General features: G+C 60.6%; 38 protein-coding genes. 2 read left to right on the top strand and 36 right to left on the bottom strand.

The window, feature by feature from the left end; translation table 11 throughout:
* Window positions 1–2 precede the first annotated feature (2 nt).
* The 7 genes from IF204_RS03315 to IF204_RS03285 are packed head-to-tail and all read right to left on the bottom strand — an operon-like array spanning window position 3 to window position 7,091.
* Window positions 3–1,043 (bottom strand): major capsid protein, encoded by a 1,041-nt coding sequence (locus IF204_RS03315; RefSeq protein WP_194094649.1) that lies wholly within the window; start codon window positions 1,041–1,043, stop codon window positions 3–5.
* 27 nt (window positions 1,044–1,070) lie between these two features.
* The gene (locus IF204_RS03310; RefSeq protein WP_194094646.1) at window positions 1,071–1,436 is read right to left on the bottom strand and encodes a head decoration protein; all 366 of its coding nucleotides are present in this window, start codon (window positions 1,434–1,436) and stop codon (window positions 1,071–1,073) included.
* Window positions 1,437–1,480: 44 nt separating this feature from the next.
* Window positions 1,481–2,749 (bottom strand): S49 family peptidase, encoded by a 1,269-nt coding sequence (locus IF204_RS03305; protein WP_194094645.1) that lies wholly within the window; start codon window positions 2,747–2,749, stop codon window positions 1,481–1,483.
* On the bottom strand, window positions 2,746–2,997 hold the full coding sequence (locus tag IF204_RS03300; protein WP_194094643.1) for a gpW family head-tail joining protein: 252 nt from the start codon (window positions 2,995–2,997) through the stop codon (window positions 2,746–2,748). Before IF204_RS03300 ends, IF204_RS03305 begins: the two co-directional genes overlap by 4 nt.
* Window positions 2,981–4,612 (bottom strand): phage portal protein, encoded by a 1,632-nt coding sequence (locus IF204_RS03295; RefSeq protein ID WP_194094641.1) that lies wholly within the window; start codon window positions 4,610–4,612, stop codon window positions 2,981–2,983. Before IF204_RS03295 ends, IF204_RS03300 begins: the two co-directional genes overlap by 17 nt.
* A 12-nt stretch (window positions 4,613–4,624) precedes the next feature.
* Window positions 4,625–6,628, bottom strand: coding sequence for a terminase gpA endonuclease subunit (locus tag IF204_RS03290; RefSeq protein WP_194094639.1), 2,004 nt, complete (start codon window positions 6,626–6,628; stop codon window positions 4,625–4,627).
* Complete coding sequence (locus IF204_RS03285; protein ID WP_194094637.1) at window positions 6,600–7,091, bottom strand: hypothetical protein; 492 nt, start codon at window positions 7,089–7,091, stop codon at window positions 6,600–6,602. The genes IF204_RS03290 and IF204_RS03285 overlap by 29 nt, the downstream gene beginning before the upstream one ends.
* A 267-nt stretch (window positions 7,092–7,358) precedes the next feature.
* Between IF204_RS03285 and IF204_RS03280 the strand changes: the two genes are divergently transcribed.
* Window positions 7,359–8,069, top strand: a complete 711-nt coding sequence (locus IF204_RS03280) for a hypothetical protein (RefSeq protein ID WP_194094635.1) — start codon at window positions 7,359–7,361, stop codon at window positions 8,067–8,069.
* A gap of 18 nt (window positions 8,070–8,087) precedes the next feature.
* On the opposite strand, the gene IF204_RS03275 is transcribed toward IF204_RS03280, so the two are convergent.
* The 3 genes from IF204_RS03275 to IF204_RS03265 all read right to left on the bottom strand — a co-directional run bounded on the left by IF204_RS03275 (window position 8,088) and on the right by IF204_RS03265 (window position 10,606).
* On the bottom strand, window positions 8,088–8,945 hold the full coding sequence (locus IF204_RS03275) for a GREB1-related protein (protein ID WP_194094633.1): 858 nt from the start codon (window positions 8,943–8,945) through the stop codon (window positions 8,088–8,090).
* Window positions 8,935–9,798: a ParB/Srx family N-terminal domain-containing protein gene (locus tag IF204_RS03270; RefSeq protein ID WP_194094631.1), complete on the bottom strand. Its 864-nt coding sequence runs from the start codon at window positions 9,796–9,798 to the stop codon at window positions 8,935–8,937. Before IF204_RS03270 ends, IF204_RS03275 begins: the two co-directional genes overlap by 11 nt.
* Before the next feature lie 214 nt (window positions 9,799–10,012).
* Window positions 10,013–10,606: a phage tail protein gene (locus IF204_RS03265; RefSeq protein WP_194094629.1), complete on the bottom strand. Its 594-nt coding sequence runs from the start codon at window positions 10,604–10,606 to the stop codon at window positions 10,013–10,015.
* Between the two features lie 522 nt (window positions 10,607–11,128).
* Here IF204_RS03265 and IF204_RS03260 point away from each other — a divergent pair.
* A complete protein-coding gene (locus tag IF204_RS03260; RefSeq protein WP_194094627.1) occupies window positions 11,129–11,437 on the top strand; it encodes a hypothetical protein in 309 nt (102 codons plus the stop codon).
* A gap of 330 nt (window positions 11,438–11,767) precedes the next feature.
* Here IF204_RS03260 and IF204_RS03255 read toward each other — a convergent pair whose 3' ends face one another.
* The 26 genes from IF204_RS03255 to IF204_RS20190 form a co-directional block, all read right to left on the bottom strand.
* On the bottom strand, window positions 11,768–11,974 hold the full coding sequence (locus IF204_RS03255) for a hypothetical protein (protein ID WP_194094625.1): 207 nt from the start codon (window positions 11,972–11,974) through the stop codon (window positions 11,768–11,770).
* A gap of 132 nt (window positions 11,975–12,106) precedes the next feature.
* On the bottom strand, window positions 12,107–12,310 hold the full coding sequence (locus IF204_RS03250) for a hypothetical protein (RefSeq protein ID WP_194094623.1): 204 nt from the start codon (window positions 12,308–12,310) through the stop codon (window positions 12,107–12,109).
* Window positions 12,311–12,313: 3 nt separating this feature from the next.
* Window positions 12,314–12,571, bottom strand: a complete 258-nt coding sequence (locus IF204_RS03245) for a hypothetical protein (protein WP_194094621.1) — start codon at window positions 12,569–12,571, stop codon at window positions 12,314–12,316.
* A gap of 3 nt (window positions 12,572–12,574) precedes the next feature.
* On the bottom strand, window positions 12,575–12,955 hold the full coding sequence (locus IF204_RS03240; RefSeq protein WP_194094619.1) for a hypothetical protein: 381 nt from the start codon (window positions 12,953–12,955) through the stop codon (window positions 12,575–12,577).
* Window positions 12,952–13,293: a helix-turn-helix transcriptional regulator gene (locus tag IF204_RS03235; protein WP_194094617.1), complete on the bottom strand. Its 342-nt coding sequence runs from the start codon at window positions 13,291–13,293 to the stop codon at window positions 12,952–12,954. Before IF204_RS03235 ends, IF204_RS03240 begins: the two co-directional genes overlap by 4 nt.
* A gap of 5 nt (window positions 13,294–13,298) precedes the next feature.
* Window positions 13,299–13,589: a hypothetical protein gene (locus IF204_RS03230; RefSeq protein WP_194094616.1), complete on the bottom strand. Its 291-nt coding sequence runs from the start codon at window positions 13,587–13,589 to the stop codon at window positions 13,299–13,301.
* A gap of 65 nt (window positions 13,590–13,654) precedes the next feature.
* Window positions 13,655–14,041: a hypothetical protein gene (locus tag IF204_RS03225; protein WP_194094615.1), complete on the bottom strand. Its 387-nt coding sequence runs from the start codon at window positions 14,039–14,041 to the stop codon at window positions 13,655–13,657.
* A gap of 316 nt (window positions 14,042–14,357) precedes the next feature.
* A complete protein-coding gene (locus IF204_RS03220; RefSeq protein WP_194094614.1) occupies window positions 14,358–14,627 on the bottom strand; it encodes a hypothetical protein in 270 nt (89 codons plus the stop codon).
* Window positions 14,624–15,421: a hypothetical protein gene (locus tag IF204_RS03215; RefSeq protein WP_194094613.1), complete on the bottom strand. Its 798-nt coding sequence runs from the start codon at window positions 15,419–15,421 to the stop codon at window positions 14,624–14,626. Before IF204_RS03215 ends, IF204_RS03220 begins: the two co-directional genes overlap by 4 nt.
* Window positions 15,414–15,800 (bottom strand): hypothetical protein, encoded by a 387-nt coding sequence (locus IF204_RS03210; RefSeq protein WP_194094612.1) that lies wholly within the window; start codon window positions 15,798–15,800, stop codon window positions 15,414–15,416. Before IF204_RS03210 ends, IF204_RS03215 begins: the two co-directional genes overlap by 8 nt.
* The gene (locus tag IF204_RS03205; protein ID WP_194094611.1) at window positions 15,797–16,756 is read right to left on the bottom strand and encodes a phage Gp37/Gp68 family protein; all 960 of its coding nucleotides are present in this window, start codon (window positions 16,754–16,756) and stop codon (window positions 15,797–15,799) included. The genes IF204_RS03210 and IF204_RS03205 overlap by 4 nt, the downstream gene beginning before the upstream one ends.
* A gap of 13 nt (window positions 16,757–16,769) precedes the next feature.
* A complete protein-coding gene (locus IF204_RS03200) occupies window positions 16,770–17,150 on the bottom strand; it encodes a hypothetical protein (protein ID WP_194094610.1) in 381 nt (126 codons plus the stop codon).
* On the bottom strand, window positions 17,150–17,686 hold the full coding sequence (locus IF204_RS03195) for a hypothetical protein (protein WP_194094609.1): 537 nt from the start codon (window positions 17,684–17,686) through the stop codon (window positions 17,150–17,152). The genes IF204_RS03200 and IF204_RS03195 overlap by 1 nt, the downstream gene beginning before the upstream one ends.
* The gene (locus tag IF204_RS03190) at window positions 17,683–17,955 is read right to left on the bottom strand and encodes a hypothetical protein (protein ID WP_194094607.1); all 273 of its coding nucleotides are present in this window, start codon (window positions 17,953–17,955) and stop codon (window positions 17,683–17,685) included. Before IF204_RS03190 ends, IF204_RS03195 begins: the two co-directional genes overlap by 4 nt.
* Before the next feature lie 3 nt (window positions 17,956–17,958).
* Entirely contained in the window at window positions 17,959–18,147 is a 189-nt protein-coding gene (locus tag IF204_RS03185; RefSeq protein WP_194094606.1) for a hypothetical protein, read from the bottom strand.
* Window positions 18,148–18,378 (bottom strand): hypothetical protein, encoded by a 231-nt coding sequence (locus IF204_RS03180; RefSeq protein ID WP_194094605.1) that lies wholly within the window; start codon window positions 18,376–18,378, stop codon window positions 18,148–18,150. It lies immediately after the preceding gene.
* A complete protein-coding gene (locus IF204_RS03175; protein ID WP_194094604.1) occupies window positions 18,375–19,307 on the bottom strand; it encodes a helix-turn-helix domain-containing protein in 933 nt (310 codons plus the stop codon). Before IF204_RS03175 ends, IF204_RS03180 begins: the two co-directional genes overlap by 4 nt.
* A gap of 1 nt (window position 19,308) precedes the next feature.
* The gene (locus IF204_RS03170; protein WP_228069045.1) at window positions 19,309–20,013 is read right to left on the bottom strand and encodes a hypothetical protein; all 705 of its coding nucleotides are present in this window, start codon (window positions 20,011–20,013) and stop codon (window positions 19,309–19,311) included.
* Window positions 20,010–20,219, bottom strand: coding sequence for a hypothetical protein (locus IF204_RS03165; protein ID WP_194094602.1), 210 nt, complete (start codon window positions 20,217–20,219; stop codon window positions 20,010–20,012). The genes IF204_RS03170 and IF204_RS03165 overlap by 4 nt, the downstream gene beginning before the upstream one ends.
* Complete coding sequence (locus tag IF204_RS03160) at window positions 20,216–20,449, bottom strand: hypothetical protein (RefSeq protein ID WP_194094601.1); 234 nt, start codon at window positions 20,447–20,449, stop codon at window positions 20,216–20,218. The genes IF204_RS03165 and IF204_RS03160 overlap by 4 nt, the downstream gene beginning before the upstream one ends.
* Window positions 20,442–20,747: a hypothetical protein gene (locus tag IF204_RS03155; protein ID WP_194094600.1), complete on the bottom strand. Its 306-nt coding sequence runs from the start codon at window positions 20,745–20,747 to the stop codon at window positions 20,442–20,444. The genes IF204_RS03160 and IF204_RS03155 overlap by 8 nt, the downstream gene beginning before the upstream one ends.
* Window positions 20,740–22,551 carry a ParB/RepB/Spo0J family partition protein gene (locus IF204_RS03150; protein WP_194094598.1) on the bottom strand — a complete coding sequence of 604 codons (1,812 nt, stop codon included), beginning with the start codon at window positions 22,549–22,551 and terminating at the stop codon, window positions 20,740–20,742. The genes IF204_RS03155 and IF204_RS03150 overlap by 8 nt, the downstream gene beginning before the upstream one ends.
* Complete coding sequence (locus tag IF204_RS03145; protein ID WP_194094596.1) at window positions 22,548–22,835, bottom strand: helix-turn-helix transcriptional regulator; 288 nt, start codon at window positions 22,833–22,835, stop codon at window positions 22,548–22,550. The genes IF204_RS03150 and IF204_RS03145 overlap by 4 nt, the downstream gene beginning before the upstream one ends.
* Before the next feature lie 18 nt (window positions 22,836–22,853).
* Window positions 22,854–23,966: an ATP-dependent DNA helicase gene (locus IF204_RS03140; protein WP_194094594.1), complete on the bottom strand. Its 1,113-nt coding sequence runs from the start codon at window positions 23,964–23,966 to the stop codon at window positions 22,854–22,856.
* 11 nt (window positions 23,967–23,977) lie between these two features.
* On the bottom strand, window positions 23,978–24,493 hold the full coding sequence (gene ssb, locus IF204_RS03135; RefSeq protein ID WP_194094592.1) for a single-stranded DNA-binding protein: 516 nt from the start codon (window positions 24,491–24,493) through the stop codon (window positions 23,978–23,980).
* Window positions 24,493–24,627 carry a hypothetical protein gene (locus IF204_RS20190; RefSeq protein WP_265588440.1) on the bottom strand — a complete coding sequence of 45 codons (135 nt, stop codon included), beginning with the start codon at window positions 24,625–24,627 and terminating at the stop codon, window positions 24,493–24,495. Before IF204_RS20190 ends, ssb begins: the two co-directional genes overlap by 1 nt.
* Between the last annotated feature and the right edge of the window lie 70 nt (window positions 24,628–24,697).

The raw sequence follows: 24,697 nt of genomic DNA, 5'->3' as shown, positions 1-24,697 counted from the left end.
CGTTAGGCGTCGACCTCGAACGCGATCTCTTGCAGCACCTCGGGGCGCGAGCAGTAGGTCATCGGGTTCGACTGCATTTCCAGATCGTAGCCCTTGTCGTTCGGCTTCGGCTTCACCTTGGAATAGAGCTTTTCGCCCAGCGTGTTGACGGTTTCATTGTAGTCCGCCGGACCGTAAACCGTCTTGAACAGGCCAGGGATGCCCATCGGTACCATCTGAGCCTTGCCAGTGCCGACATTCACCTGATTGGTCCCACGATAATTTTCGAAGATCACGCCACCATATTCGAACGCACCATAGGTCGACGAACGGTTCGGGCCGATGTAGCTGGTGCGAAGGAACTCGGCCTTGCTCGTGCCCTTGTAGCTGTCACGAACTTCATCGGAGTCGATGACCGCGTCCCACAGCTCATTAGAGCACTCGAAGCGCAGCTCGCGGAAGCCGACATTGCCGAGCTTGTCGAGGGTCTGGCGCTTAATCTCGTCGAGCTGACGCAGGATCGGAGCGCCCGGCTGGCTGGACTTGCAGTTCAGAGTGATGAGGGGATTGGGCGTCACGTCAAAACGGTCGAACAGGTCGATGGTGTGGCTGACCGAGCCATCCTTTTTGAAGTAAACGACCATGCCCTTGAGCGCGCCCATACGCTGGCTTTCTTCGGTCAGCTCGAAACGCTGGCGATGGAGGCGCCATTTCTTCGCAACTTCGTTCGCGAGGTTGCGGCGCTTGTCGGCGGTACCGATGGCACGGCGACCCTGCACCGCGTCGGCCAGAATGGAGTCATTGATCTGGAAGTGGGCGACCTGAAAGGCCACGCCACGGCCCTCGGTGTCCCCGAAGGTCTGACCCGGACCGCCGCGTGCCGACGGCGACAGCACCATGATGCCATCTTCTTCGGTGATTTCCACGATGAAGGTGGTCAGGTCGATGTAGTCCGCTTCGAAGATACCGAGTTCACCCAGACGGGCCGGTTGGTATTTGGTTTTCTGCACAACCTGAGTGAGCTTGTGCAGGCTGAACATGTCAGCGTCGAGAAGTTCGTTCATGTGTAAATCCTTTACGTCCGACGCGCGTTAGCGAACGACGATGTTGAGGTTGGCGAGGTGGCCGATGGCGGTGGCCGTCTGCGCTTCGGTGATGCCTGCGGGCCATTCCAGCGCGGGGCCTTTCGCCTCGGCCAGACGAGCGATGATGACGCCCTTGACGTCGGCACCGTCAGCTTTGATCGGGTAGAGCGTGAAGCCTGCCGCGGTCTGGCTGCCGTCCGATGCAGTGGGGTCCAGCTCGACGTATTTGCCGCTCGCGGTGATCTTGCCGACGACCGCCGATGCGGGAATGTCGGTGCCATCAGGGAAAGTCACTTCCTCACGGCTGATCTGGCCTTCGCCTTCGGTCAGAAGCGCACCAAGCGAGAGCTTAGGCTCGGTATATTTGTCCATTTTTTTGCGTTCCTTTATTGATGTTCAGATGGATCGGGGCGGCGTTAGCCGAGCGCCGAGTCCCACATGGCGTCGACCTCTTCGGCCTTCGTCTTGGTGCCGGTGGTGTTGGCGTCGATGCCGTGCTCGGCGCGGTCGGCAACCGACTCGATACGGGATCCGGTCCCGGTGGAGGCCGAAGCAGCCGGACCCGCCGCAGCCAGAGCAGCCTTCACGCCGTCTGCATCCATGTCGGTATTCGACGCGAGGTGCATCGCGAGGGACATGTTGGCCTTGGCCTCGTCGGAGCCGAGGATCGCGGCGAAGCGGTCACGCTCGCCCTTCACGCCTTCGGCCTTTGCGGTGGCAACAGCGGCATCCATCTGGGTCTGAGTGATGCTCGCGGTCGGAGTGGTGGTGTTATCAGTCATACTGACGTTCCCTAGATTAGAGCGAGCATCGCCCGCGTTGGTGGTGGTGGTGAGTTCGGCAAGCACTTCACGGAAACTCGCCATGCGGTCGGCCAGACCAGCATCGATTGCGTGCTGGCCGATGTAGACCCGCGCCTCAGTGGCGCGGGCCTGTTCTTCGGTGGTCCGGTCGCCGCGACCGTGGGCCACGAGCGAAACGAACATCGAGTAGAAGTATCCGGCGTCGGCCTTGAACCGTTCGAGCACGCCGTCCGCCAGCGGCTCGAACGGGTTGCCGTCGACCTTGTGCTTTCCCTCGTGGATCATCGTCACCTTTAGCCCGTCTTTTTCGAGCTTGGCCGAGGCGTCGACGTGGGTCATGACCACGCCGATGGAACCGACGAACGAGGTTTCGGAAATGACGATCTCGGACGCCTGAGACGCGATCCCGTAGGCCGCTGAGGCGCAAGTCTCATTCACCACGACGACCACGGGCTTGACCGCCCGCAGGTCAGCCACAGCCTTGGCGACCGAGAACATCCCTGCGGCCTCACCGCCGGAGCTGTTCATGTCGATGATGACCGACGTGAGGCTGTCATCCGCCGCGGCTTCCCGCATTTGGTGTTCCAGCCCCTCGTAGCTCGTCACCCCAGAGGAGGCTCCGACGTATGCGCCACGGTTCACGAGGGAGCCGAGGACACGGATGATGCCCACGCTCCCCTCGCGCTCGATTGCGTTGTAATTGCCGTTGCTGTCGTAGTGGCTGCCGAAGAACCGGCTGGCCTCGGGCTGCATCGGCTCATGCTCGAAGGCGTAACCCATGCGGCCCGAAAGCACGTCCAGAATGACCTCGGCCTTGCCCTGCTCCAGCAGCAGCGGGCGACCCACGACGCGGGACGCGATGTTCAGCAGATGATTGGTCATCGACGACCTCCTGTTGAAATGGCGAAGCGGGACTTTTTCCCGCAGCTCGCCGTGCACAGTGTTTCGTATCGGGCGATTTCACGGTTCAGCGCCGCCACGTCGGCGGGGCCATACGTGACCTGCTGGTCGGTGCCGGATGCGCCACTGTTGTGGCGCACCTCACGGACCTGCTGACCGGTGATGATCGCTCGGTGGGCCGCGCGCAGTTCAGCGAGAACCGCGCACGGGTCTTCAGGCATCTCGGTCATCGCCGCCCTCCTTTTCTTCGTCTTGTTCGGTGGGAGTGCCGCCGCCCGCGTTCATGAAAACAGGCTCGGGAATGCCGTATTCCTCGCGCAGCGCCTTGTCGTCCGACAGGCGCTGGCACACGTCCTCGTAGTCCCAGCCGAACTGCTCCGCGATCTGGCTGTCAGAGACCCACCCGCAACGGCGGGCAACCTCATTGGCCTTCATCGCTTTCAGCACGTCCGAGATGGGCTTCGGATCACCGCGCTTGATGGAGCGCGAGGCCGCATGGCGGTGGTAGTGATACGCCTCGATCCCGCCGGGGAACTCGACATATCCGACCTCGATCGCCTCTTCGAGCCATGCGTCGTAAATCGGCTGGGTGCCGGGGGCGACTACATCGGCACGGCGCTTTTTCGTGATGGCGAAGATGTCATCATTCGACTTGCCGAGTGAATAGTAGGTCGTCCCAGCATAGTCGCCGGTGCCGCTGCTGTAGCTCACGCCGAGACAGCGGCAGATTTCCCGCTGAATGGCGCGACTGAACGCATCGCGATCAGGCCCAGTGGCCTCAGTGGTGAGGAACTTCAGTTCATCGCCAGGGAACAGATGACCGATACGGCCAGTGCTACCAACGTCGATGGGCTGGCCTGAATAGTATCCGGCCTGAGCGTCCAGAAACACCTCGGCGCGGCTCATCTCGCCGCGTCCGACTTCCCTCAATTCCTGTTGGGTCATCAGACCTTCGAGAACTTCCTCAGTCGGGCTGCTGGACGTGATCACAGCCGCGAAAAGGGATTGCAGCAGGGCCGCGCTGAGCGTGCCGTCGTTGAGCTGGTCGAACTGCCGCAGCAGCAGCAATACCGGTACCATCGGACCGATGCCGCGATAGGTCTCGGCGCGCCCCGTGAAAACGTGGTTCACAATCGGACGACCGTATCGGTCTCGCGCGTTCACGCTGACGGTCTGGTTGTCGTAGTCGAGGTTCCACCCATCCTCACGCGCCGCCGTTTTCGCATTGAACGAGTAGGCCAGTGCGCGACCATCGGCGTCGATCTTAACGCCGTTCACGATCCGCTGTGCCTCATCGCTGTGACGCGAAAGGCGCGAAGGCGAGAACATCTTGAACTTCGTCCCGACCGGATAGAACGCTTCCCTTCGGTGCTTAACCATGGAGAGCGTTTCGCCCATACCGATCCAGCCGAGATAGGAATCCGCCTGCATCTGGTAGAGCGTGCGCCGGCCAGCTGCATCGCAGAGCGCAGGGGTCGAGGCCCAAAGGTCGAACTTCGCGCTGACCATCCGTCCCCATGAGCGGGCCCACGCCACATCCTGACCGAAGGCGGCATTCTCAGGCGCGGGCTTGACCTTAACGCCCTCACCCACGGTGTCAGCAACAGCCTGTTCGACGGCGCCGGAGAGCCACCCGCTGTTGATGATGGACTCGTGGGCGCGGGCCGCAGCCATGTCCCACGCCTCACTGACCTCCGATTGGGAGGAGCGCAGCGCGGGACGCCAGTTCAGGAAGCCGACGTGACGGTTGTTCCGCATGTAACCGGCCTGCGGCTTTGGTGCAGACACGCCGTTATTGACGGCCGGAGCAGCGATGCTGCCGACCAGTCGGTCAATGATGCCCATGTGGGTGGTCCTTTATTGGCGGAGGCGTCGTCCCCGCTGCGCAAAGCGGTCCTTGGTCGAGCCTCGGTCCCGCCGACGAGGGCGTTCCTCCTCAACGGGATCTGGTTCAGTTTCGTGAGCAGGGGCGCGCGCTCTGGCGCGCTCCGACAACGCCCCGCCCTGCGGGCGTGGCGGTGCCGCCTCCTCATCGTCGTAGTCATCCTCACGTCGCCCAGAGGGCAGACGGCTGACGCCACGCGAGAAGGCGCAAGCCTCGACCATGGCCTCACAGTCGAGGAAGTGGTTGTTGCGGCTGCGGCGGGTCCATTTCGGTTTACCGTCGACGACGGCACGCTCCTCCGATGTGACCTGACGGCAGTAGTCCTCATCAATATCGGAGTGGACGTGCCAAGCCCCCGGCGTGTTCGGTTCGAGCGCGATCCGAGCAAACACCAGCGACTTGAAATAGTCGGTGTGAAGGATAGCAAGGCGGATCGAAAACAGGCGCTTCGTGCCGTCGGGCTTCACGTCGATCGTCGACATCGTGAAGGGCTTGGACTGCACATCTTTACCCTTGGTCGGGGTGAACAGATAGGGCATCCGGCGGCAGAACTCGTAGACCGCGTGGACGTTCACGCCGTCTGGCTTGTCTGGTCGGAAGCCGGAGTCGATGAAACAGTGTTCCACCGCCATGCCGTCGCCGTAGGTCTCGCCAGTCATCAGCGCGAATAGGTCATCCCAGACCTCAGGCTGGTCGGTAGGACCGAACAGCTCGCCGTGCCGCACCAGCCACGATTTGCCCTTCTCGCCAAAGGCCCGAATGACGAACGGCAGCGAGTGCTTCTGGACGTCGACAGCAGCGAACAGGCGGATCGCCTCGGCCGGAAATTCACCCTCTCGATATGGCAAGACGCGCTTCATGATCGCTTCCCAAGCGGGTGTTTGGCTGTCACCAACCGGCATGGCGATCTCGCCAAATTGGCTGTTCATTACGGTCTGGACCTTGTTCGGGTCGCCGCTGAGGCGAGCCCGAACGAGGCGCTGCGCTCGTTCCCCGAATGTCTTGAACGGGGAGCAAAGGCCCGAGGTCCACATAGACCACGTATCGGACTCGACATGCACACCGCGCTCAGCCTCTTCGACGGTCTGGCCCGGTGCGATGGCGATGCCCGTGGCATTCATCGCTGTCTTGTGGTGTTCGAGGATCGGCTCGCCGCAATCCTCGTGGCCGCAGATCAGGAAGGCGTCCCGCTTGGCCTGTGTCGGCGTGGCTCCCTTTGCGATCTGGAGCAGGTCCGACCGCGGAATGAAGCGCCGTTCACAGTGAGGGCACTTCCACGCCCAGTGGTGACGCGTGCCGCCATCGAACAGGCGCCAGATCGGGCTGCTGACCATCTCCTCGTCGGATTTGGTCCAGTAGATCAGACCCGTGATTGGGCAGACCTCAGTATCAACACGGCCCTGCGATGGCGTCGAAATGACAGCCGTGACGGTATCGGCGTAGGTGTCGCCGCGCGCTTCGGTCAGGCCGAGAGGATCGCCCTGCCCGCGCACGTTGGCGCTCATTTCGTCGTATTCGTCGATCAGGCCGAGGCCGAACGGGTCCGATTTCAGGGAGGTGGTCGAACCGGCATAGGCGAGACGGAGCTTAACGCCGCTGACGATCTTGACGTACTTGGTGTCGGCCTGCCCTCGCAGCAGCTTCGCTCCAAGGTCAGGCGCTTCATCGAATAGCGCGGACACGCGCGGCTCGAACATATCCTTTACGAAGTCGCGGCTCGGTCCAACGTAGATGATGGGAACGGGCTGCTGATCGAGGCGCGACCCCATTACATCGAGCAGGGTCTCGGTTTTGCCAGACTGCGCGGCGGTGACGTTGACCACTCGGGGATATAGGCGCGAGGCAACAGCACGCGAGAAGGGCGTCATGTACGGGGTGAGGCCCGGATCGCGCGGACCAGGCACGCCCGAGGTCGGGGGATAGGTCCGGTTCGCAGCGCCCCACTCGTCAGGTTCGAGCTTTGGAGCCGGCCTCATCAATGTCGCTGCCATCTGCAACAGCGCCTGACAATCGGCCGACAGCTTCGGAGATTTGGGCTTTCGCTTTACGGACTTCATCCTCAACCTTCACCCGCAGCTCCATGTCGCGAGTAATGCGCGCTGGCAGGGTGTCCATAACGGTACTCACGCTGCCGACCAGCAGCTGCATCGCGAGCTGTGCATCCTGTTGTGGGATCAGCTCGCGCTCTTTCTCCTGAAGCTGCATTTCGAGCAGCCTCGTCTTAACGTCCTGCGTTCTGGCGCTGGCCGAGGTCTTCGTCTCTTTCGCGGCGGCGTCCTTGAGGAACCGGATGTATCCCCGCACCGCAGACACCAGCGTGGTTTTGCCGCGTTCGGGGAACTCGACGTATCCCTCTTTCCTGAGCTGGCGCAGCCGCTCGGCGCTGATTTCGAGGAGCTTGGCCGCGACCTCGACTGGAATCAGTTGCTCGTTGCTCATAAAATCCCACGTTTCAGGGTCAAATTTCGGGAGTCCTGCTACGGCTACCACGGCCAAAACCTCGCTACTCGATACGCGGAGGTCGACCGAAACACTGGCAACCACTCACTAGGAACACTGAGTGACGAAACAACAGATCGTCACCGATGGCTCTGACGAGCCATTGAACTGAATTGGAAAATTTCCAATTTTCTTTGTTTATCCGTCAGTTAGGTCACTCTATTCCTAATTGTGACAGAACAACTTGCAGTCACATTGGAGAAGCAGATGACCACCCTCACAGTAAAGAACCTCGCAGAAGTAACCGGCTACATCACCAAGTCGGATGCCAAGCCCGCACGCACCAAGGACATGGCTGAGATGCGCGTTTGCAAAGCAGTGTACGCGAACTTCAAAGCCGAGCGCCAAGCCAAGGTCTACGACGCGATCATGGCAGCCACGAACGTGGAGGACGCGCTCCAGATCGTCGCCACCGCCCGCGCAGAGGAAGCGATGGAGGAGCGCGTCATGAAGGAAAAGGCAGAGACGGTATCCCCCGGCCTCGCCCGCCTTCGCGCCAACCCGAAGGCTAAAGAAATTCGCGAGCAGGTCGTCGCAGACACCGAGGCCGCAGCCGAGGGTGTGGACGTATTCGCGAAGAAGGTCGCGAAGAAGTCCAAGTCGAAGCTGGACGATCTGGCGAAGGTGATACCGGAGCCGGAAGCGAAACCCGCCAAGGCAAAGAAGGAACCGAAGCCGAAGGCCGAAGGCAAAACCGATCGCATCCGGATCACCGAGGATATGGTGATCACCTCGGTTATTCCGAATCCGAAAAAGGAAGGGTCGAAGGCGGCCAAGATTTTCGCCCTCTATCAAGAGAACAAGTCGGTCGGAGACTTCATCGCAGCTTGCGAAAAGGAAGGCTTCACCAAGCAGGACGCCAAGTCGAACATCGCTTGGGATCGCCGCAACAACTTCATCGCAGTGGAGGCCGCATAAGCGGCCCCCACCCCTCCTCTAATCAGGCTTGCGGTGTTGATCGGATACGATCTTCACCGCTGCTTTTTCCCAGTCGATCAGATGGTGAATCCGACGCTGGGCACTACCGAAGTCAGAGATTTTGACGCAGGACGGACACATCATCACCGTGTAGAACGATTTGATGTACGTTCCCCCATCTTGATAGATTTCAGTCATCCCGCCTGACGCAGCCTGTGTCTGGCGCTGGGTGACATGCACGTTGAGAACAGACAGCATCAGTTCCCCCTTGATGCCAGCCCGAACGTATGTGTTCACGTCCTCATTGATCCGGCCCACAAAGGTGAACGGCTTCTCGACGTCACAGATCAGCGTGTTCATCGCCTTCCGCTTCGACATGATGGACTTCATCAGCGTGCCTTCGGCACCTCCGACGTAGTCGCCACCCTGCCCCATGGCGACGCAGATCGCTGGCGTGGTCTCTAGGAACTCGACCATCTCGCTCCAGACCAGATCAAGGTCCGGTATCCTCCACGAGCCGTGGTAATGGTTCGCGTCGAACCGCGTCCAGAAACCGTTGTAGTCGTCGTCGAGCTCGATGAAGTAGCGATAGCCCTGCTCCCTCGCGAGGTGGAAGCAGGCGTTTCTGGCGTGGATGATGCTGCCCTTCTGGTTCGTGAAGTTGTCTGCCAGGTCGAAGGTCTTTTCGATCTCCGACTTGGGGAACACCAGCACGTCGTCACCAAATTTGGCGAAGTAGTCGTCGGCGGTCGGATCCTCGTCGTCGATCACGACAAAGACTTTCCCCCTATACCCGCAGCGACGAACCGCACGGTACGTCAGAACGGTATTGGCGCGCCTGTTCGAGAGGATGAAGGCGCAGAAGTCATCCCGCATCTTCGGCCTCCGGATCGAACCGCTCACCCGTCATTTCGGTGAACGCCTTAGTCATCTTTACGAAGCCGTTCTCAATGGCTCGATCGAAGTCAATGATCACCAGCGCCGAGTTCTCCATGAGCCGCTGGATCGGAGCATCAGCCGCGGCGTAGAAGTCTGCGACCTTGGCATAGTTGAACTCGGTGTGCCGCTCGGCGGCAAACCGCAGGAACTGCTTTACGTCATCCGGCGCATCGCTGGCCTCAATCTCGGCCAGCAGCTCATCCGACTTCTGTCGATTGAATAGTTCCCCCAGTGCCGGAGCAACATCGCTCGGCTCGTAGGTCGGCACCTTGATTTTGCGCGAGTAGTTCGCGCGCTTGCTGTTCTGCTCTTTGTCATCCGCGATGAACGCGGTCAGCGCACTTTCCAGCGAGGCATCGGTAAAGCCGGTGAGCGAAAGGTCGATGCCTTCCACATCCTTCAGCCAGTCCAGTTCGATCTTGAGTAGGTCCAAGTCCCACTCGCTGTCCATCGTGGTCTGATTGTCCGCGATGATGTAGGCGCGGCGCTGGCCCTCGGTCCAGCCGGAGCAGTCAATCGTCGGGACCGTGTCCTGCGGCAGCTCCGTTCCATCGGGGAGACGCAGCCGGCCACCACTGGCGTAGATCGAGGTCACGGCCTTTAGGCGCTTGTGGCCTCCGACGATCAGGTCTCCGTCGACGAGGATCGGGTTGGTGTAGCCCACGTCCTGCATGATCGCGGCCAGCTGCTCGATCCCCTCTGCCGAGTGGATGCGAGCGTTATTCTTGTACGGTTGGAGTTCGCGAAAGTCGCGAAGGCGCACCGCTACGCCACCAGTTTTGGCGGTCATGTAGATTTTTCCGTTTTTGAGATTGGGGCCGCATCAGGTCGCGGCTGTCAGGCACGAAAACGGGGGCATTTTCCAAAATCAAAACGGTAAAATCGGCACTAAAAAAACGCGAAAAGCCCGGGGTGCTGCGTGCCCGCGAAGGGGTGGTCCTGAGGACGATCCTTTAGGGGGGAGGGGGGGGGCTGAGACGGCCCGTTCCCCTACCCTGCTGGACCTACTCGAAGCCCATGTCTGGAGGCATCAACCGGTTGACTTCATGGGTGACGCGGTAGTGGAGGTTGTCGAAGTGGTCCTCGAACACCTTGCGGGTTTCCTCGTCCTGCAACTCCACCGGCAGGGACGGACCCCATAGCTTCTCGATGTTGTTGTTTCGGCCGGAGCGTGGGTTCCACTCCCCAGTGTTCTTGAACACGGTGCTGCCCGCTTTCTTCAGCATGAATGCACCATCGAAGCGTTGGCGCTTGCCCCAGACGGTAGCGGATACGCCCTTCTTGAGCTGGCGAGGTTTGAACTCGCTGAGGGATAGGTGCTTACCTCGGGCAATGATCTGGACGTTCAGGTAGTCGTCCCGCCCTTCCTCGGTCCATGCCTGCCGGAGCCGTAGGCCCTTTCGGATGGTGGATTGTTTCACCGACGTGGATTTTGCCAGATGCCGGACCACTGCGGTCATGGCCTTCTTGCCCTCGTGGTTCAACGCTCGGGCCATAGCGAGCTTTCCCTGTTTTTCACCCAGCATCGCCAGCGAGTTGGACAGGTCGTAGAGCGTCGGGTCGAGCGTCTTGGTGTAGAGCACTTGATCGCGCGCCATTGGAACGTCCTGTCAGAGATAGAGAGATGAAGGGAAACAGATGATCTAACGTATGATCTCAGAGACCCTGACCCCTTGAGGGGGTCAGGTCTCTAATCAACGTAGAAGGTCTGGGAGATACGCGCACGAGTGGGCCGTGCACAAGGTTTGGGCCGATTTCGTGGAAAATCTCCAATCACAAGTTTGCGAGCAGACGCGAGGATTGGCGCGTTTTGGAGTGCTTTTTCGGCTTTGGAGGCCGTTATTTTGTTGGGCGCAGCGGTGGAGCGCGGCAGCGGGTCAAAAAAAATGCCTGTTGGAAAATCCTAACTTACACTCTGAAATTTGGACATTTTCATGGGACGAGAGGCTGTCCGTTCGGACAAAGCGTCCGAAACTCCACATCCGCCGATTGATTTTGCACAGTTTTACGCTTTTATGTGGTGTGTCCGAAACGGGCTATACTGCCAGCATCGCCCCTATTCGGACAAATCGGACAAACTGATCGGACAGGTGTGTCCGATACGCTGATGGGGGATGAGTATGACCATTCGGAGAATCACAGCGGCGGCACTGATCGTGATCGCCGGAGCGGCTGCGGCAGAGGATAAGTCGCAGACCGAGATCAACGCCGAAGTCGTGGCTGCGGTGGAATGGACCGTCGTGAACTGCAACCCGTCGGGCCTCCCCCTGTCCCTGCTCCAGACCTCCTCGATGTTCATCAATGCGCCTGGTACCGATCGGGCGATGGATCGTGCTCGGGACCACATCGAGCGGATCCGCGTAGGCACATACGGCGCGGACAACGAGGCCGCTTGCGCTGGGCTGGGCGCATACCTGCGAGGGGAGTGAGGGGCTGAGCGCGGTACGCGGACGGTGGACCACATAGCCGGTATTGTTCGCTCTCGCTGGCACACCGGACAGTGCCTCGACCGTTCCGCGCTCATGAAGATGCAGTGAAGGTGATCAATCCCCCAGCCCAACGCGCAGCGGGTCTTATGTGCTGCACCGGTCTGCACCTGCATGAAAGCGGATCGAGCGAGGCGCGTTATACGCGACCATCTTTCACCCGTAGGCTAGTGGGTCAGGACGGGGCCCGCCACGCTCACCTCGTTCCTACATCAAGTCGAGGGTTGCGCGCAAACGAAAAAGCCCCGCCGGATGGACCAGCGGGGCTTCGTGTTACTTGCGGAATTTGAGGTTGATGTCTGCCGCCATGTCGCGGACCTTTTCGAGAGCTGCCAGCAGTTCCTTCTGAGCTTCGATGACCTCGGGGGTGACGTTCTTGTCGAAGAGGTCGAAGCCGCGTTCTGCATCAGCAACCATTCCGGTTGCGCGGCTCGTGATGTCAAAGTTCAGGGCTTCGAATTCTGCGATGAGGTCTTTCATCTCTAGGTCTCCAATTTACCTGCGCGGTGGGCCAATCCCTCCGGCTTGAGATGAATATAGACTTTTAGTTCATATATGCAACACGTGACGGTAGAAAGGTGGCACCGCCAGATCGACCGACGGTCCCACGGTTCACTTGCGCTTATCCGGCACCGACAGTTCTCGGATCGCTACACTTAGCGCCTGCCGCAGATTGACGAGCTGGGCACGGGTCAGAACCACGGCTGGCGAGCCTTCGACTTTCATATCCACGAAGCCCGCATCCGGGATGATTTGGGAGGGCCAAGATACCACGACCGCCGGATCACCGTTGCGGCCCACGACCTTCTTTCGCATAGCTCAATCCTTCCTAAATGGGTTTCGCAGAACGGCTGACTTGAACCGCGAGGCCCCGTCAGCCGCCTTGTCGACTAAACCCGTTGTGCCGTTCACCACCGAGGAAATTAGCCAGCCCACGATGATGAACCAGAACGCCCACTGCATGAGAAAGCCAGCGCCGAGCATGATGGAGAGGGCGAACATTTCGGCCCCGATCCCGGTCATACTCCATGCGGTTTCCTGTGCTTCCTTACGGGCCTTGGTGGTGAGCTTCGTCATATCTCAGTCCTCAGTAGGTGGCGGGGGAAGGGGTGCCCATAAATTCGGAGAAAGCATGTGTGAAACTTCATATGCCGCCCACCCAAAGCCGGACCGCTCGACCTTGTCCTTGCAGTACCAGACCACTAAGAACGCTTCGCGCTTGTCGTCGCATCCATCAGAATAAGACAAGATAGGCGTCCCATCCTTCGGCGGGGGGTTGTTCGGATCGTCCATGCGGTACCAGCCGCTCTCCTCCGGCTCTATGGACGACAGGGCGAAGTCGACGTAGGCCGACGGGTCGCCGCCCTGCTTGATGATGTTCTGGAGCGTGGACAAGGCGTCACGATAGCCCTTGGTGTATTCCATCATTTCCTTGGGCGCGGCTGGGTGTGCCTCGGTCATTTCTCTGCTCCCATATCTCTGTTCCGGATCGCGATCAGCAGCGCCATGGCGGACGCGGACGCGGAGGCGTCCACACCGCCCGTGTGGTGGTGATACTGCACCGCTGGGGTGTTGAGTGCGGCACGGTCCATGCCGTCTATGTCGATCGCCTTGGCGCCGTCTTCGGCCTCGTCCTCGATGCCGGCGTAGAGGTCAGCGAGGGATATCCAGACACCGAGCGACGGATCGCCCTTGCCACGAGACCAGTTCTTGACCGTCTGGACCGAGACGTCGAGAAAGTCCGCGGCCTCCTGTTGCGAGAGGCCGCAGATGCCGAGTGCTGCTTTGAAGGTGGTCATGCCCGTCACTCGACCGAACCGTCTACGACGGAGAACGAGATACAGTCGTGGACATGGCCCTGATGATCGTTACCCGGACTCGCCTCGAATTTGTGAGCGTCGATCAGATGATCCATGGCGAAAGCCTCCCAAGGCTCGGACGGGTCGAAGCCTTCGGGCTTCTCCTCATATTTCACGCTCAGGGTGATGTATCCGTCGCCATCTTCGTCGATCTGGTGATCTACGGAGAAGTCCCAGTCGTCCACCTCTGCGGCGCGGGCGGTGAGCTGTGCGATAAGGTCATTTGCGGTAGTCATCTGTCTTTATCCTTCTGAGCGTTGGTGGTGGGGTGGCGGCGCTGGATCGGGCCGCCTGTGATTGATTAGAGCCAGCGATGTTCGGTCTGGTCGAATACCGTGTTGCCCGCGTTCTGGAGGGCTTCGAGGAGCATGTTCACTTCCTTCTTGGAGGTGGAGTTGAAGGTGGCGAATGCCTCGTCGCGGCGATTGAAGAACTTCACGGTGCCGAACCGGTTCTCAATGCGATAGTCAGCCGATGCTTTGGTGCGGTCGTATGCGTTGGAAAGCTCGACAAAGAATACCCCCAGCACGTTGCCCTTTTCTTCGGTGGACAGGTTGGGGAACTGATCCGGCGCCAGCTCCTCAACGGATGCGGACCAATCCGTCGATGCCAGCATCGTGCGCCACGTTTCGAGCGTGTCGAGCTTCAGCAGGGTTGCGAGGGTTTCTTTAACTGCGGTGGTGTTCATGTCTAAGGTCTTTCTTACCTGCGCGGTGGGCCAATCCCTCCGGCTACATTGCTCAAATTAGACTTTTAGTTTAATTTTGCAACACCCTTGGTTGCAGAAAATTCGATGAACAGCATTTTTTATCGTTATCGGTGTGGAGCGGGGCCGAAGCCCCGCCCCCGCTTTCCTATCTGGACCGCTTGGATGGTCGGTCAGACTTCGCACTCTTGCCAAAGGCCCGAGCAACCCACCGGATCGGCTCGATGACGATGACGAACACGAGGAAGATCAAGACGCAGGTCAGCAGCAATAAGGTGTCGACGACGCGCATCATTCCTCATCCCCCCCGGTGTTCCTCTACGAGCAGTACGTCGTTCAGCGCCTCAGCCATAGCCAGCAACGGGTTGGCGTGCTCCTTCGACCGATCCTCGCGGGCGAGATTGATGTCATGCACGAGCATCATCACATCGTTGTAGTTCAGCGCGGAAAAGGCTTCGCAGAGCTTCTGCCTCCGCCTCTCCGCTGTATTCGGTAGGCACTTGATTTCGAAGTGCCGCTTGCGTGGCGCTTGAAATATGGCGTCAGTAATGTGCTTGCTGTCCGTCATTTCTCACCCCCACTGCCGGTGGTGATGGACGACTGCTCGCGCCGCCCGTGCCGCCAGCCGACTTTTTCGTCGATGTGGACACACTCGTCGCAGAGGGGTGCGCCGCAGAGGGCGATGCCGCAGTCCGCCATGCATCCGTGCGTGGAGGGCTTCCCACAGCCGCAACAGACAAGCGCCTCGACGTTATCGCCACTGACCTTCTCCGGCTGCGGCGCGTCGGCATGCTCCACAAGGCCCAGAGTGATTTCGTTGCCGTCCTCATCGCGGAACGTGCCGGCGATGGGATTACCGTCACGGGTAGTAATGGTCAGGAAGTGAGTATGTGCGGGAATGCACCTCGCGCTATCAAAGGCCCACACGCCATTGTGGTAGTTGCCGAACATTTTCACCACCTCGATCCTAGGGGCGGCCTTTATGCGGACTTTCTGCTCAACTTCGCAAAGCGGCGTCTTACCATCCCACACAAGCCAAGCGCTGTGCCCCGGCACCTCAGCAAGCAGCTCGATGGTCTGTCCCGACATAGCGGCAAACGATATGTCGCGCCTTTCTATGTCGGTCATCTGATACCAAGCCTTCGGAGTGGCGCAAGAAACCATGACCCAATCTGGATCGTCATCGTAATGCCACCAGTCATCTTCGACGGTGGTGCCATCATCGTAGTCAGTCCGACCGAACGCCTTATCCACAGACTCGTTGACGCTGCTGACGGTGAACTGGCAGTTGTTCCCGCGCACGACGTCGCCTTGCTGCACGTCGTGATCCCGTAGTGAGCCCTTCACTGTCTGATCAGTCATTGGCGGTTCCTTCCTTCGTGGTCTCAGTCGACGCGTGCAACGGTTGCGGGAAAAAGTCGGACGGGATGCGGCGGTACATCATTCGAGTGATGGCGGCTTCGTCCTGCTGATTCCAAACCTGCCACCTGCCCTCGTAGAAGCAGTCGGCCCAGACCAGGCTGGCATGATCACCGCATGGCTTCCGCCACTCGGCGTAAAGGAACACCCATTCCTCCCACGGGTGATCGGCACCGTCGATCACATGCCATTCGTCGTTGTCGAACTGGCTGCGGGTCTCAACCTTCTGCTCCAGCTTCGCGATGAGGCTGGCCGCAGTCGCGCCTTCGCAGGCGCAATGCGGATCTGGGCAGCCGTGGGGGTCATCAAGATTGTCGGTCATTTTTCGTCACCCAACAGTTCGGCCTCAGATGTGGAGAGATGGGTGGGCGTTTCATCCCACGTCCTGCCGTCGAGCGTCCGGCCAGCGGCCTTCTTTCCGACGCGGAACATGATCTGACGGCCAGCGTTAGCAAAATCCTCGCTGACCTTGCCGCACCATTCCCCTGCATCATTGAAGCACCCGAAGGGCGCGCCATCGATTTCGTCGCCCATGTGGTCACACGGACCCCACTCCCCCCACTGCTTGAAGTGGAACGCGACATGGTACTTGCTGCACTGGTCGCGCAGGCCGCGCACCCAATCAGGGTGCATCGGACGGGCTTTTGGGCCGCTCTCTCCGCCGACGATCACCAATTGCAGCTTGATGTTCACGTATTCGGGGTAACGCAGGATGCCACGCACCGATTGCGTCAAATCCACCGGCCCTTGCAGCGGCTCCATCGACAAGAACCGCACCGCCGCATCCACGGCCAGCAGCTTGGGAATATCGCGGTCAGCCTCTGCCTGATTGACCACGGTGCAGCCCAGCCAGACGTTCGGATATTGCTTATCGAAGTCAAACGGCACGGGCAGCATGTTGGCGATATTCGACGGGCGCTTGGTCAGCAGCATCCAGTCGAGGTGCGGGGTCGCCTCGATCAGCGCCCATAGGTCGTCCCGCCACTCCTGCTGGATTGACGGATGGTTGTCGAACACGTCGGCCAAGCTGGCGCAGAACACGCGCTTGCGGATGCCTTCAGCGGCGGCGGCACGGTCCCACGCCAGCGGCTTACGCCAATTCGCGGCGCTGGTACGGGTGCGGATCGCATGTGGCCCCCAGCGGCTTTCGCTCTGCTGCAAGCCCCGCGCGTCCCACGTTTCAGCATAGCAGTTGTCGCAGCCCGGCCCGACTTTCTGGCAACCGATCCACGGGTTGAACGTGTGGTCGGTCCATTCGATATTGCTGTTCTCAGCCATTTTTATCTTAGCCTCAGTGTTTGATGTTGGATTTTGCAGCGCCGGTGGCGCTGGCGTGGGCGTCACGGACCAGTTCGAGCAGGTATCCGGCGATCGTCTCCTCCTCGGCCTTTTGGGTCTTGTTGATCAGCCAAAGGATTTGGTTTTCGCTGAGTGCCGAAAGCACGTCATTGACGCTCCCGAGCCGCAAGTTTCGGCGTCGGATATACTCCTGACACCGCTCTTTGATTTTCGGGCGGAATGGTTCGAGGGCGCCGACCTCCCTCCCCTGCTCTACTGCCTGACGGATGACGTTGACGCTGACCGACAGTTGGGCCGCGATCTCGCGGCGCTTGAGACCTTTCTGGTGCAGCTCGCGGATCTGACGGGAGCGTTCGCTGAGGTGCCGCCCCATCAGGAAAGCGCCTTGAACTTGATTTCGTTTGCTGGGGTCGTGTCCGCGCGCTCGATTTCCCAGACCAGCAGAGCAGCCGCAGTCAGGAGGTCATTGCGGCGGGTTTCGGGCCTCCATTGTGTCGGGTGGAAGGGCCAGAAAATCGGCATCGCCCATTGCGCCCGATCATAGTGCCCCTCAGCGGCTTGCAGCGCATAGCACGCCGCCGCTTTGCTCAGTTCCCCATTATCGAATCTGTTGCCGCTCATCCGACCCCAGAAGCCACCAGTCAGGAAGCTGTTCCGCTTGTTGCTGATGTCAGTGATGACGCGGAGCGATGCCTCGCTCGGGGCGTTGATCGCATCGAGCTTCTGCTGCGCCTTGTCGGCGCGCTCGTCGTGCCAGCGGGCCTGCTCCTCCCAATGAGTGGCGAAGCGGTCGTTGCTGCAATAGGTGCAGACCTCTTCGCCGTTGAATTTGCCGACCGCCTCGTTCTCGCCACAGAGCAGGCATTTGCAGTCGAGGTTTTCTGGCTTCCAATCCGGTTGTTCGATCATGGCTTTGCTTTCGTGTTGGTCTTTGCCTCGCGCCGCTCTGCGGCGGCGAGCTCGTTGAACTCCTCAGCGGTGAGGTCGCTCGTGGCGACCTCACACAGCAGGTATCCTTTGCGGCGGATCGCGCTGCGCTCCTCGGCCAGCTGTGCCGAAATGCGCTGGTACTCCTCGGTCGTGATCCCATCACCGGGCAGGACGCCCTGTTGGCTGTGAATGCTCCGGCTGTGCACGATGGAGCCGCATTTCAGACGGCGGGCCTTAGGCTTGCGCATGGCTCAGCGCCTCTTGCTGAACTTCCCCAGAGCAGCGGCCACGAAGGCCGTCACCTGAGGAACTCTGTCGTTTGGCACAACCACCACATAACGCGGTGTCTTAGCGATCTGCTTGGCGGTTTTGCGGGCGATGCGGTCACGCTTCTGAGCCAGCATCTTGCGGGCCTTCGGGCGGGGATGTTTGCGGGGCATTCACTTCTCCTCGAATGCGGCGGTGATGGACTTGAGCGCGGTGGCGAGGCCGTCCGCTTGGCCCTCTCGGTGGGTTCCGGCGTCCATGCGCCAGAACCAGCGATACGGGCGATCCGCAGCGATGGTGGTGTTGAGGTACGTGCGACCTATGGGACGCCCTGCGGCGAGAACCACGTAGTCGTCAGGCAGCTCTTTCCCTCCCATCGCTGAGGGACGACGGGAGTAGGTCACAGCGCCTCGGGCATGGCCTTGAGGACCGCGTAGAGTTTTCCGGGGTTATGGGGGTTGCTGGTGTTCGGCATGATCTTGCGGAACCGGTTCACCGCCTCCTGCTTCGTCTTACTGAGGTCGTTCGCGATGTTGCCCATAGACTCGCCGCGGCAGTGGCGACCGAGGAGGATGAAGTCATCCTTCACGGTCCAATTCGGGTCAGGCTCCAGAGCCTCGTAGTGCAGCTTGGCCTCGGCCAGAGTGATCGAGCCGGTTTCCGGCATCTGGTACGACCCAGCCGTGGGCTTAGTGGGCTTTGCGGGCGGCAGTTGCGGCGCGGTCTCGATTTCCTCCTCTTCGGCGCGATCCGCCGCAGCGACCTTCTGGAGCAGGCGCAGGCGGCTCGCCACGCCGGAGGGGTGGCGATTGAGCTTCGCGCCGATTTCCTTGACCGACAGCCCTTCGTCGGTGAGGTCCAGCACGGCAATGTCCTCGTCCTCGGTGTACGGCCCCCGTTTGAGTTCCGCTGGAGCGGGATCTTCGGCTTTCGGCGCTTCGGCCTCAAGCTGGGCCTCGGCCTCGACCGGATCATTCTGGGTCGCGATGAACTGGCTGGACGTCTCGCGGCAGTCGGTGACGCTCTGTTTCAGCGTCTCGATGGCAAGAGGCGGCTCGGTCGGGATGTTGTCCTCGACCTCATCTTCGATCAGGAACGGGCCGTCGTCCTCTACATCCGGCATTGTGCCACGGAAAGTGAACTTCACCATAACCGCGTAGCCGTACACGTTCTCGATCTCGATGTTGGCCTTCTCCTGATACCCGCGCAGAGTTTCGAGGACAGCGCCGAGTGCATTCGAGGTCGCCATGTCAGTTTCAAGGGTTTCCACCAGCAGCGCGTTGCGCTGCGTCACCTCGGTCATTTGGGCGTCGAGTTTGAGTGGCTTATTCATTTCATTGTTCTCCGTGAGGGGTGTAGTCGTCGGGTTGCTCAAACAGCCGCCGTGAGGGCGGCAGCCATTCGAGGGTGGTGTGTCGGGTGTTGCCGCGCTCGAAGATCAGCCAGCAGTAGGCCGTGGCAGTCGTCGGGGCGCGCATGACGGTCTGGCCGGTTTTGGGGTCGATCACGGCTTCTTTGACGTTGGGGCTCGGGACACGGCCCTTGTGGATCACGACGCGATCCGAATGGATGATCACGCGGCTCGGGGCATTGGCCGCGTACAAGTCGCGGTAGCGTTCCTGCGTTTCAAGGAAGCTGAGGCGGAGGAAGGCAGCTACGCCGACCGTGCTGGTGAGCAGAGCCTCCTGAATGAACGCCAGCGCCTCGTTGAACGGCGGGTTGATGAAGGTCCAATCGACTGGCGGCTTCGGCTTTCCGTCGAGGTAGTCCCGGACCTCGTAGCCCATCCCGTAGTCGTGGACGTCCGAGGCGATCACCGTGTCGAATGCCTCCCAGAGCGGGCGCACCATGTAGCCGCGATTGGCGCAAGGCTCGGCCACGACACCGCCGACCGGAACACCTCGGCGCTTGAGGTGGTCGATGACAGCGCGTGTGGCCCACGGCGGCGTTGGGAAGTCATCCAGCGAGTCCAGCGCCTCGTGCCGACGAGACATGGTGGCGATGGAGTTGCGTGGTGTGATGCCGCTCCGACTGCTCACTTGTCGCTCTCCTCGTCCTTGACCCATGGCGGGCGAGAGAGGGAGACAGGGCGCGGCCCACGGCCATGGATGATGCCGTAGATCGCCGCGTCCTGACGGGCCTTGATTGACCGTGTGTTGACGGTGCGGCGATGAACGTGGGGCGGCGGCATGTGGCGCCGGTCTCGGTTCAGCTTGCCCTCGCCTTCGCCCTTTCCCCTGCTCATGACCACCGCTCCATGATCAGGGGCATTTCACAGGCTCTGGGCGCGCATTGATGCGCGACCAGCAGCCGCGCATTGGCGATGACAGCGATGATGCTGACGATCAGCAGCAGCACCAGCATTGCGTCCTCGCGCGGCAGGCCGAACGAGCGCGAGGAGCAGAAGAACCACAGCACCAGAATGAATGCCGATAGCGAGGAGCAGAACGCTACGACTTCGGCAACGTTACCCATTGTGGACCTCGAGAACTGGGCTGTCGGTCCGGATCGCCGCAGGGGCGTCATTCGACAGCTTGAGCGCCGCGACCCCGGCCTCCGCATCGGCCAGAATGGCCGTGGCGTGTTCGATCAGACGGGGGTCGATCCCCTTGGACGCTGCGGTGTTGGCGTAGGTGGTCCGGCAATGCTGGAGCAGCATCACCGCGATGCCGATGCCAATGGCGAAGCCCTCCTCTTTCGCCGCTTTCAGCTTTGAGCCGTTGACGTGATCGAACCATTCCGCACCGAGCGGACTTGTGGACTGTTCAGACAATTTCAGGCTCCCATGCTTCGACGCGCTTGAGCTGCGCTTTGGTGAGGTTTTTGCGGGTGGCTTCGTCGTGGAACAGCGCGTGAAGCTGCTTCACCTTCGCGCCCTTCTTCTGGCTCTCGAAGGCGAGCTGCTTCGGCTCTCCGGGCTTGCACCCGACCAGTTCGGACCAGATCCCGTGGAGCTGGTCGGCGGTGATCCGTTTGAAGAAATTGGTGTCGGTCGGGGTCCAGAACTCGCGCAGGTTCATCCCCGCCTGACGCCCGTAGAGGTTCCAGAGCTTCTGACGCTCCTCCGTCTCCCCCAAGGTGTGACAGAGGGCGTATTGCAGCGCGGGCAGCAGGGCCGACAGCAGTAGCTCGATGTGGCGTTCTTGCGTGTTGTTCTCGGTGAAGGCCGCGACCTTGTCCTTGAGCCGATGCGAAGCGCTGTCGAGGCTGCGTTTAATATCGGGCTGGACCCATCCGTCATCCTTGGTGCTAGGCGTGTTGGTCTGGCTGTTAATGGTGACAGCTGCACCGTATGTGTCGCCGCCGATCAGGAGCGCGAGCAGTTCCAAGCCGAGGTTCGGGTTCTTCATCAACGCGTGCTGCATCGCTGCGAGGCGCACTGCGCGGAGGTCATTTACCACCGCCTGAGAGTAGACAGGACCGGCGGCCTGTTCCTGTGTCGCTGCGCTGCTCTGGGAGATAGTTTCGCCGCCGCCTTTGGGCGCGACCCACGGGTACAGTTCGACGCCCTTATAGCCTATGTAGATCGTGGCGTTCGTCTGCGACTTCAGCTCATCGCTGTACGCCGGAGGCTTATTTTCGAGCTTCCAAATCTGGTTCGTCATTTCCCGAATTTCATCGGAGATAGGACCGTCATTTTCAGCGACGGCGGCTTTGAGGCTCGCGAGCTCGTCCTGCTCCTCTTCGGTGAGGGGCGATGTATCACCTCGGACGAAAATGGTGCCGTCTTGTAGTTGCCACCGGCTAGAGACTTCGAGGGATGCGACCTCGACGCTGGCCCAACCTTCAGCCAGAAGTTCGTCCGCCTTCGCCACCAGAATTTCCTTCGCAATATCGAAGGCAAGCTCGGTGTCGTGGAGCCAAATTTCATCACTGAACAGGTCGGCCGTCTCAGCGCCGCCGCGCGCTCGGTACTGTTCCAGCACCAGCTTTCCGATGCGTTCGGTGCCGTCGATGCTCTGGTTCGTGATTTTGCGACGAAGCTCCCAACCATTGAAGTCTTTGTTCAGAAGGCCGGTCACGAGCTCGTCCTGACGCTCCCCTGCCTCACACAAAGTGAGCGCTCCAGCGGTTTCATCGTCGATCTTTCCCTCGGCCCACGCGGTCAGTGCCATGTCCCCGAGGTCGGCCAACTTGAGCCGCTGCTTCACCTTCCGCTTCGATACGCCAAACGCCTCCGCGATGGCCTCGATATTGGGGGTCAGCTCGTACTGCCGTTGATAGGCGCGGACCTGATGGGCGAGGTCGACGCCCTCGCGGATTTCGTTTTCCGCGATGGACCACTGGCGCGCCGTGGCCTCGTCGTCCGTGATCATGACCGGCACCAGAATGGCGTCGGTGTAGTCGCCGCTCTCGACCAGGCTTTGCAGAGCGCGTAGCCGGCGACCACCGGCCACGATCTGCACAGGCTCGTCCTCAGCCGCATCGGCGGGCTTATAGCCGCCGAGCGACTGGATCAGGCCGCAGACCTTGATGGACGCTGCCAGCGTGGCAATGCCGTCCTCTGCGGCGGTCTGGCGCGGATTGATGGGTGACAGCGTGAGCCGACCCAGAGGTGTTTGAACAATGGCGTTCATTTGGACTTCCTTTTCGCCTTGGTTTTCTGTTTGCACCGCATCGCCAGCATGTTGTCGGGCAGGTCGATGAGGATGCCGGAGCGGGTTGCGATGACGGCCAGATCGACCGCCGATGCTGCGCCGCATTTGGCGCGGGCATTCTTGATGCGGAGCTTGAATGCTGCCTCGCTGATGCCGAGTTGATGGGCCGCGATTTTGTAGGGCTTGGACACCAGCCGGATCGCTGCCATTTCCGCTGCGGTGAACTCGATGACCCTGTGTTTTGGTGGGGAGGATTGGAGCATTCTGGGGCTATCTTCCTGTCAGAAATTGATGATGGATGTGGTTTCGGCGGCGCGGGTGATCGCGGTGTAGAGCCAGCGGTGCCAGTCGGTGAACGAACGGCTCTCGTCGAAGGTGATGACGTTGTCCCACTGGCTGCCCTGCGCCTTGTGGCAGGTCAGCGCGTAGCCGAAGTCGAACGACTGGGTGCCGCGAGTTTTGCGGTACAGCTCTTGGTCGTTGAGGTTGGAAAACTCGCCGGTGTAGAGACCCGTCAGGCTCTTGACTTCGATCGGCTTTCGGTTGGTGAAGTCGAGCGACTGCACGATCATGGAAAACTCGTCGCCGGAGCCGTATTCGGCTTCCACGACCTCGAACATTCCGCCGTTAAAAATGCGGGTCAGCTTGCAGTTCTTCGTGCACACCAGCCGCTCACCGACCTGCGGCAAGTGCCACTTGTCGTAGCCGAGGATGCGGCGGAATTTGCGGTTCACATTGCGGCGGGTGCGGTGCGTTCCGCACAGCACCTGATCAGCGGCCTTGAACTCCCCTTGCGTGAGGACACCATCGCGCACCACGCGGCTCTCGCCGTACTGCCCCAGCTTCAGACTGCGCTGCTGGCGTACCTCCGTCGCCATCTGGATGATGGGATTGTCCAGCGCCTGACGCCGGATTTCGGAGAGGAAAAAGTCGGGCTTGCCCTTGGTGAAAAAGCCCGTGTCCTGCCCCACGGGCGGCAGCTGTGCCGGATCACCGAGGACGAGGACAGGGACGCCGAAGCTCAGAACGTCTTGCCCCAGTTCTGTGCCTACCATCGACACCTCGTCGATGACGATGAGGTCAGCGGAGGCGAAGGCGGACTGCGGGTTCAGTTTGAACCGCGTCTGCCCGTTCTTTTCCTCCACGTTGTAGATCGCGGAGTGAATGGTGCTGGCGCCGGAGCAGCCCGCACGGCTCATCTGGAGCGCGGCCTTGCCGGTGAAGGCGGCGAACTCCGCCTTCAGCCCTTTCGCCAAATCTCGGGCAAGGAAGGTTTTGCCCGTGCCTGCGTATCCAGCGAGATAGAAGAACGGGGCGGCATCGCCCTGCACCGCCTTCTTTCGCCACGCCATCACGGCATCGCGGGCGTCTTTCTGCTGGGGTCCGAGTTTCATGCCACCAGCCATCAGAACGGAATTTCGTCGTCGATTTCGTTGGAGGAGCCACCGCTGTAACCGCCGCCACCCGATCCGCCCGAGTTGCCGCTGTTTCCGTAGCCACCGCCTGAGTTGCCACCGGAGTTGCCGCCGCCATATCCACCGCCGGAGTTGCCGCCCTGCCCGCCATCACCGCGACCGCCCAGCATGGTTAGGTTGCCGCTGAATGGGCGAAGAACGACTTCGGTGGTGTAGCGGTCCTGACCCGACTGGTCCTGCCACTTGCGGGTCTCCAACTGGCCTTCGACGTAGACCGTCGAGCCTTTGCGGAGGAACTGCTCTGCTATGCGGCCCAACGCTTCGTTAAAGATGGCGACCGAGTGCCATTCGGTGCGCTCACGGCGCTCGCCCGTGTTGCGGTCTTTCCAATTTTCCGAGGTCGCGATGCGGAGGTTCACAACCTTCCCGCCGTTGTTGAAATTGCGAACCTCAGGGTCTCTCCCGAGGTTCCCGATCAGGATGACTTTGTTTACCGATCCGGCCATTACGCGTAGGTCTCCGTCCGGCACAGCGCGGTGCTGGCCGTCATTTCGTTCATGATTTTAAGGTGGTTCGTCGATTGATCGTCGGGGGTTCCCGTGTGGGTCGCGATCTGAGGGCTGGCAGTACGGTGCGCCATCTTTCATCTCCAACAACAAACAAGGGCGAACCGAAGTCCGCCCTTTTTCCTTATAGGAGATTTTCCAATT

Source organism: Marivivens aquimaris, assembly GCF_015220045.1.
Classification (GTDB): Bacteria; Pseudomonadota; Alphaproteobacteria; order Rhodobacterales; family Rhodobacteraceae; genus Marivivens; species Marivivens aquimaris.
This window is presented reverse-complemented; position numbering and strand designations above follow the sequence as displayed.

What these genes read in the sequence shown, in the direction of transcription:
- IF204_RS03315 (WP_194094649.1), bottom strand. Translation starts at nt 1,043, where the DNA reads ATGAACGAACTTCTCGACGCTGACATGTTCAGCCTGCACAAGCTCACT.
- IF204_RS03310 (WP_194094646.1), bottom strand. Translation starts at nt 1,436, where the DNA reads ATGGACAAATATACCGAGCCTAAGCTCTCGCTTGGTGCGCTTCTGACC.
- IF204_RS03305 (WP_194094645.1), bottom strand. Translation starts at nt 2,749, where the DNA reads ATGACCAATCATCTGCTGAACATCGCGTCCCGCGTCGTGGGTCGCCCG.
- IF204_RS03300 (WP_194094643.1), bottom strand. Translation starts at nt 2,997, where the DNA reads ATGACCGAGATGCCTGAAGACCCGTGCGCGGTTCTCGCTGAACTGCGC.
- IF204_RS03295 (WP_194094641.1), bottom strand. Translation starts at nt 4,612, where the DNA reads ATGGGCATCATTGACCGACTGGTCGGCAGCATCGCTGCTCCGGCCGTC.
- IF204_RS03290 (WP_194094639.1), bottom strand. Translation starts at nt 6,628, where the DNA reads ATGAGGCCGGCTCCAAAGCTCGAACCTGACGAGTGGGGCGCTGCGAAC.
- IF204_RS03285 (WP_194094637.1), bottom strand. Translation starts at nt 7,091, where the DNA reads ATGAGCAACGAGCAACTGATTCCAGTCGAGGTCGCGGCCAAGCTCCTC.
- IF204_RS03280 (WP_194094635.1), top strand. Translation starts at nt 7,359, where the DNA reads ATGACCACCCTCACAGTAAAGAACCTCGCAGAAGTAACCGGCTACATC.
- IF204_RS03275 (WP_194094633.1), bottom strand. Translation starts at nt 8,945, where the DNA reads ATGCGGGATGACTTCTGCGCCTTCATCCTCTCGAACAGGCGCGCCAAT.
- IF204_RS03270 (WP_194094631.1), bottom strand. Translation starts at nt 9,798, where the DNA reads ATGACCGCCAAAACTGGTGGCGTAGCGGTGCGCCTTCGCGACTTTCGC.
- IF204_RS03265 (WP_194094629.1), bottom strand. Translation starts at nt 10,606, where the DNA reads ATGGCGCGCGATCAAGTGCTCTACACCAAGACGCTCGACCCGACGCTC.
- IF204_RS03260 (WP_194094627.1), top strand. Translation starts at nt 11,129, where the DNA reads ATGACCATTCGGAGAATCACAGCGGCGGCACTGATCGTGATCGCCGGA.
- IF204_RS03255 (WP_194094625.1), bottom strand. Translation starts at nt 11,974, where the DNA reads ATGAAAGACCTCATCGCAGAATTCGAAGCCCTGAACTTTGACATCACG.
- IF204_RS03250 (WP_194094623.1), bottom strand. Translation starts at nt 12,310, where the DNA reads ATGCGAAAGAAGGTCGTGGGCCGCAACGGTGATCCGGCGGTCGTGGTA.
- IF204_RS03245 (WP_194094621.1), bottom strand. Translation starts at nt 12,571, where the DNA reads ATGACGAAGCTCACCACCAAGGCCCGTAAGGAAGCACAGGAAACCGCA.
- IF204_RS03240 (WP_194094619.1), bottom strand. Translation starts at nt 12,955, where the DNA reads ATGACCGAGGCACACCCAGCCGCGCCCAAGGAAATGATGGAATACACC.
- IF204_RS03235 (WP_194094617.1), bottom strand. Translation starts at nt 13,293, where the DNA reads ATGACCACCTTCAAAGCAGCACTCGGCATCTGCGGCCTCTCGCAACAG.
- IF204_RS03230 (WP_194094616.1), bottom strand. Translation starts at nt 13,589, where the DNA reads ATGACTACCGCAAATGACCTTATCGCACAGCTCACCGCCCGCGCCGCA.
- IF204_RS03225 (WP_194094615.1), bottom strand. Translation starts at nt 14,041, where the DNA reads ATGAACACCACCGCAGTTAAAGAAACCCTCGCAACCCTGCTGAAGCTC.
- IF204_RS03220 (WP_194094614.1), bottom strand. Translation starts at nt 14,627, where the DNA reads ATGACGGACAGCAAGCACATTACTGACGCCATATTTCAAGCGCCACGC.
- IF204_RS03215 (WP_194094613.1), bottom strand. Translation starts at nt 15,421, where the DNA reads ATGACTGATCAGACAGTGAAGGGCTCACTACGGGATCACGACGTGCAG.
- IF204_RS03210 (WP_194094612.1), bottom strand. Translation starts at nt 15,800, where the DNA reads ATGACCGACAATCTTGATGACCCCCACGGCTGCCCAGATCCGCATTGC.
- IF204_RS03205 (WP_194094611.1), bottom strand. Translation starts at nt 16,756, where the DNA reads ATGGCTGAGAACAGCAATATCGAATGGACCGACCACACGTTCAACCCG.
- IF204_RS03200 (WP_194094610.1), bottom strand. Translation starts at nt 17,150, where the DNA reads ATGGGGCGGCACCTCAGCGAACGCTCCCGTCAGATCCGCGAGCTGCAC.
- IF204_RS03195 (WP_194094609.1), bottom strand. Translation starts at nt 17,686, where the DNA reads ATGATCGAACAACCGGATTGGAAGCCAGAAAACCTCGACTGCAAATGC.
- IF204_RS03190 (WP_194094607.1), bottom strand. Translation starts at nt 17,955, where the DNA reads ATGCGCAAGCCTAAGGCCCGCCGTCTGAAATGCGGCTCCATCGTGCAC.
- IF204_RS03185 (WP_194094606.1), bottom strand. Translation starts at nt 18,147, where the DNA reads ATGCCCCGCAAACATCCCCGCCCGAAGGCCCGCAAGATGCTGGCTCAG.
- IF204_RS03175 (WP_194094604.1), bottom strand. Translation starts at nt 19,307, where the DNA reads ATGAATAAGCCACTCAAACTCGACGCCCAAATGACCGAGGTGACGCAG.
- IF204_RS03165 (WP_194094602.1), bottom strand. Translation starts at nt 20,219, where the DNA reads ATGAGCAGGGGAAAGGGCGAAGGCGAGGGCAAGCTGAACCGAGACCGG.
- IF204_RS03160 (WP_194094601.1), bottom strand. Translation starts at nt 20,449, where the DNA reads ATGGGTAACGTTGCCGAAGTCGTAGCGTTCTGCTCCTCGCTATCGGCA.
- IF204_RS03150 (WP_194094598.1), bottom strand. Translation starts at nt 22,551, where the DNA reads ATGAACGCCATTGTTCAAACACCTCTGGGTCGGCTCACGCTGTCACCC.
- IF204_RS03145 (WP_194094596.1), bottom strand. Translation starts at nt 22,835, where the DNA reads ATGCTCCAATCCTCCCCACCAAAACACAGGGTCATCGAGTTCACCGCA.
- IF204_RS03140 (WP_194094594.1), bottom strand. Translation starts at nt 23,966, where the DNA reads ATGAAACTCGGACCCCAGCAGAAAGACGCCCGCGATGCCGTGATGGCG.
- ssb (WP_194094592.1), bottom strand. Translation starts at nt 24,493, where the DNA reads ATGGCCGGATCGGTAAACAAAGTCATCCTGATCGGGAACCTCGGGAGA.
- IF204_RS20190 (WP_265588440.1), bottom strand. Translation starts at nt 24,627, where the DNA reads ATGGCGCACCGTACTGCCAGCCCTCAGATCGCGACCCACACGGGAACC.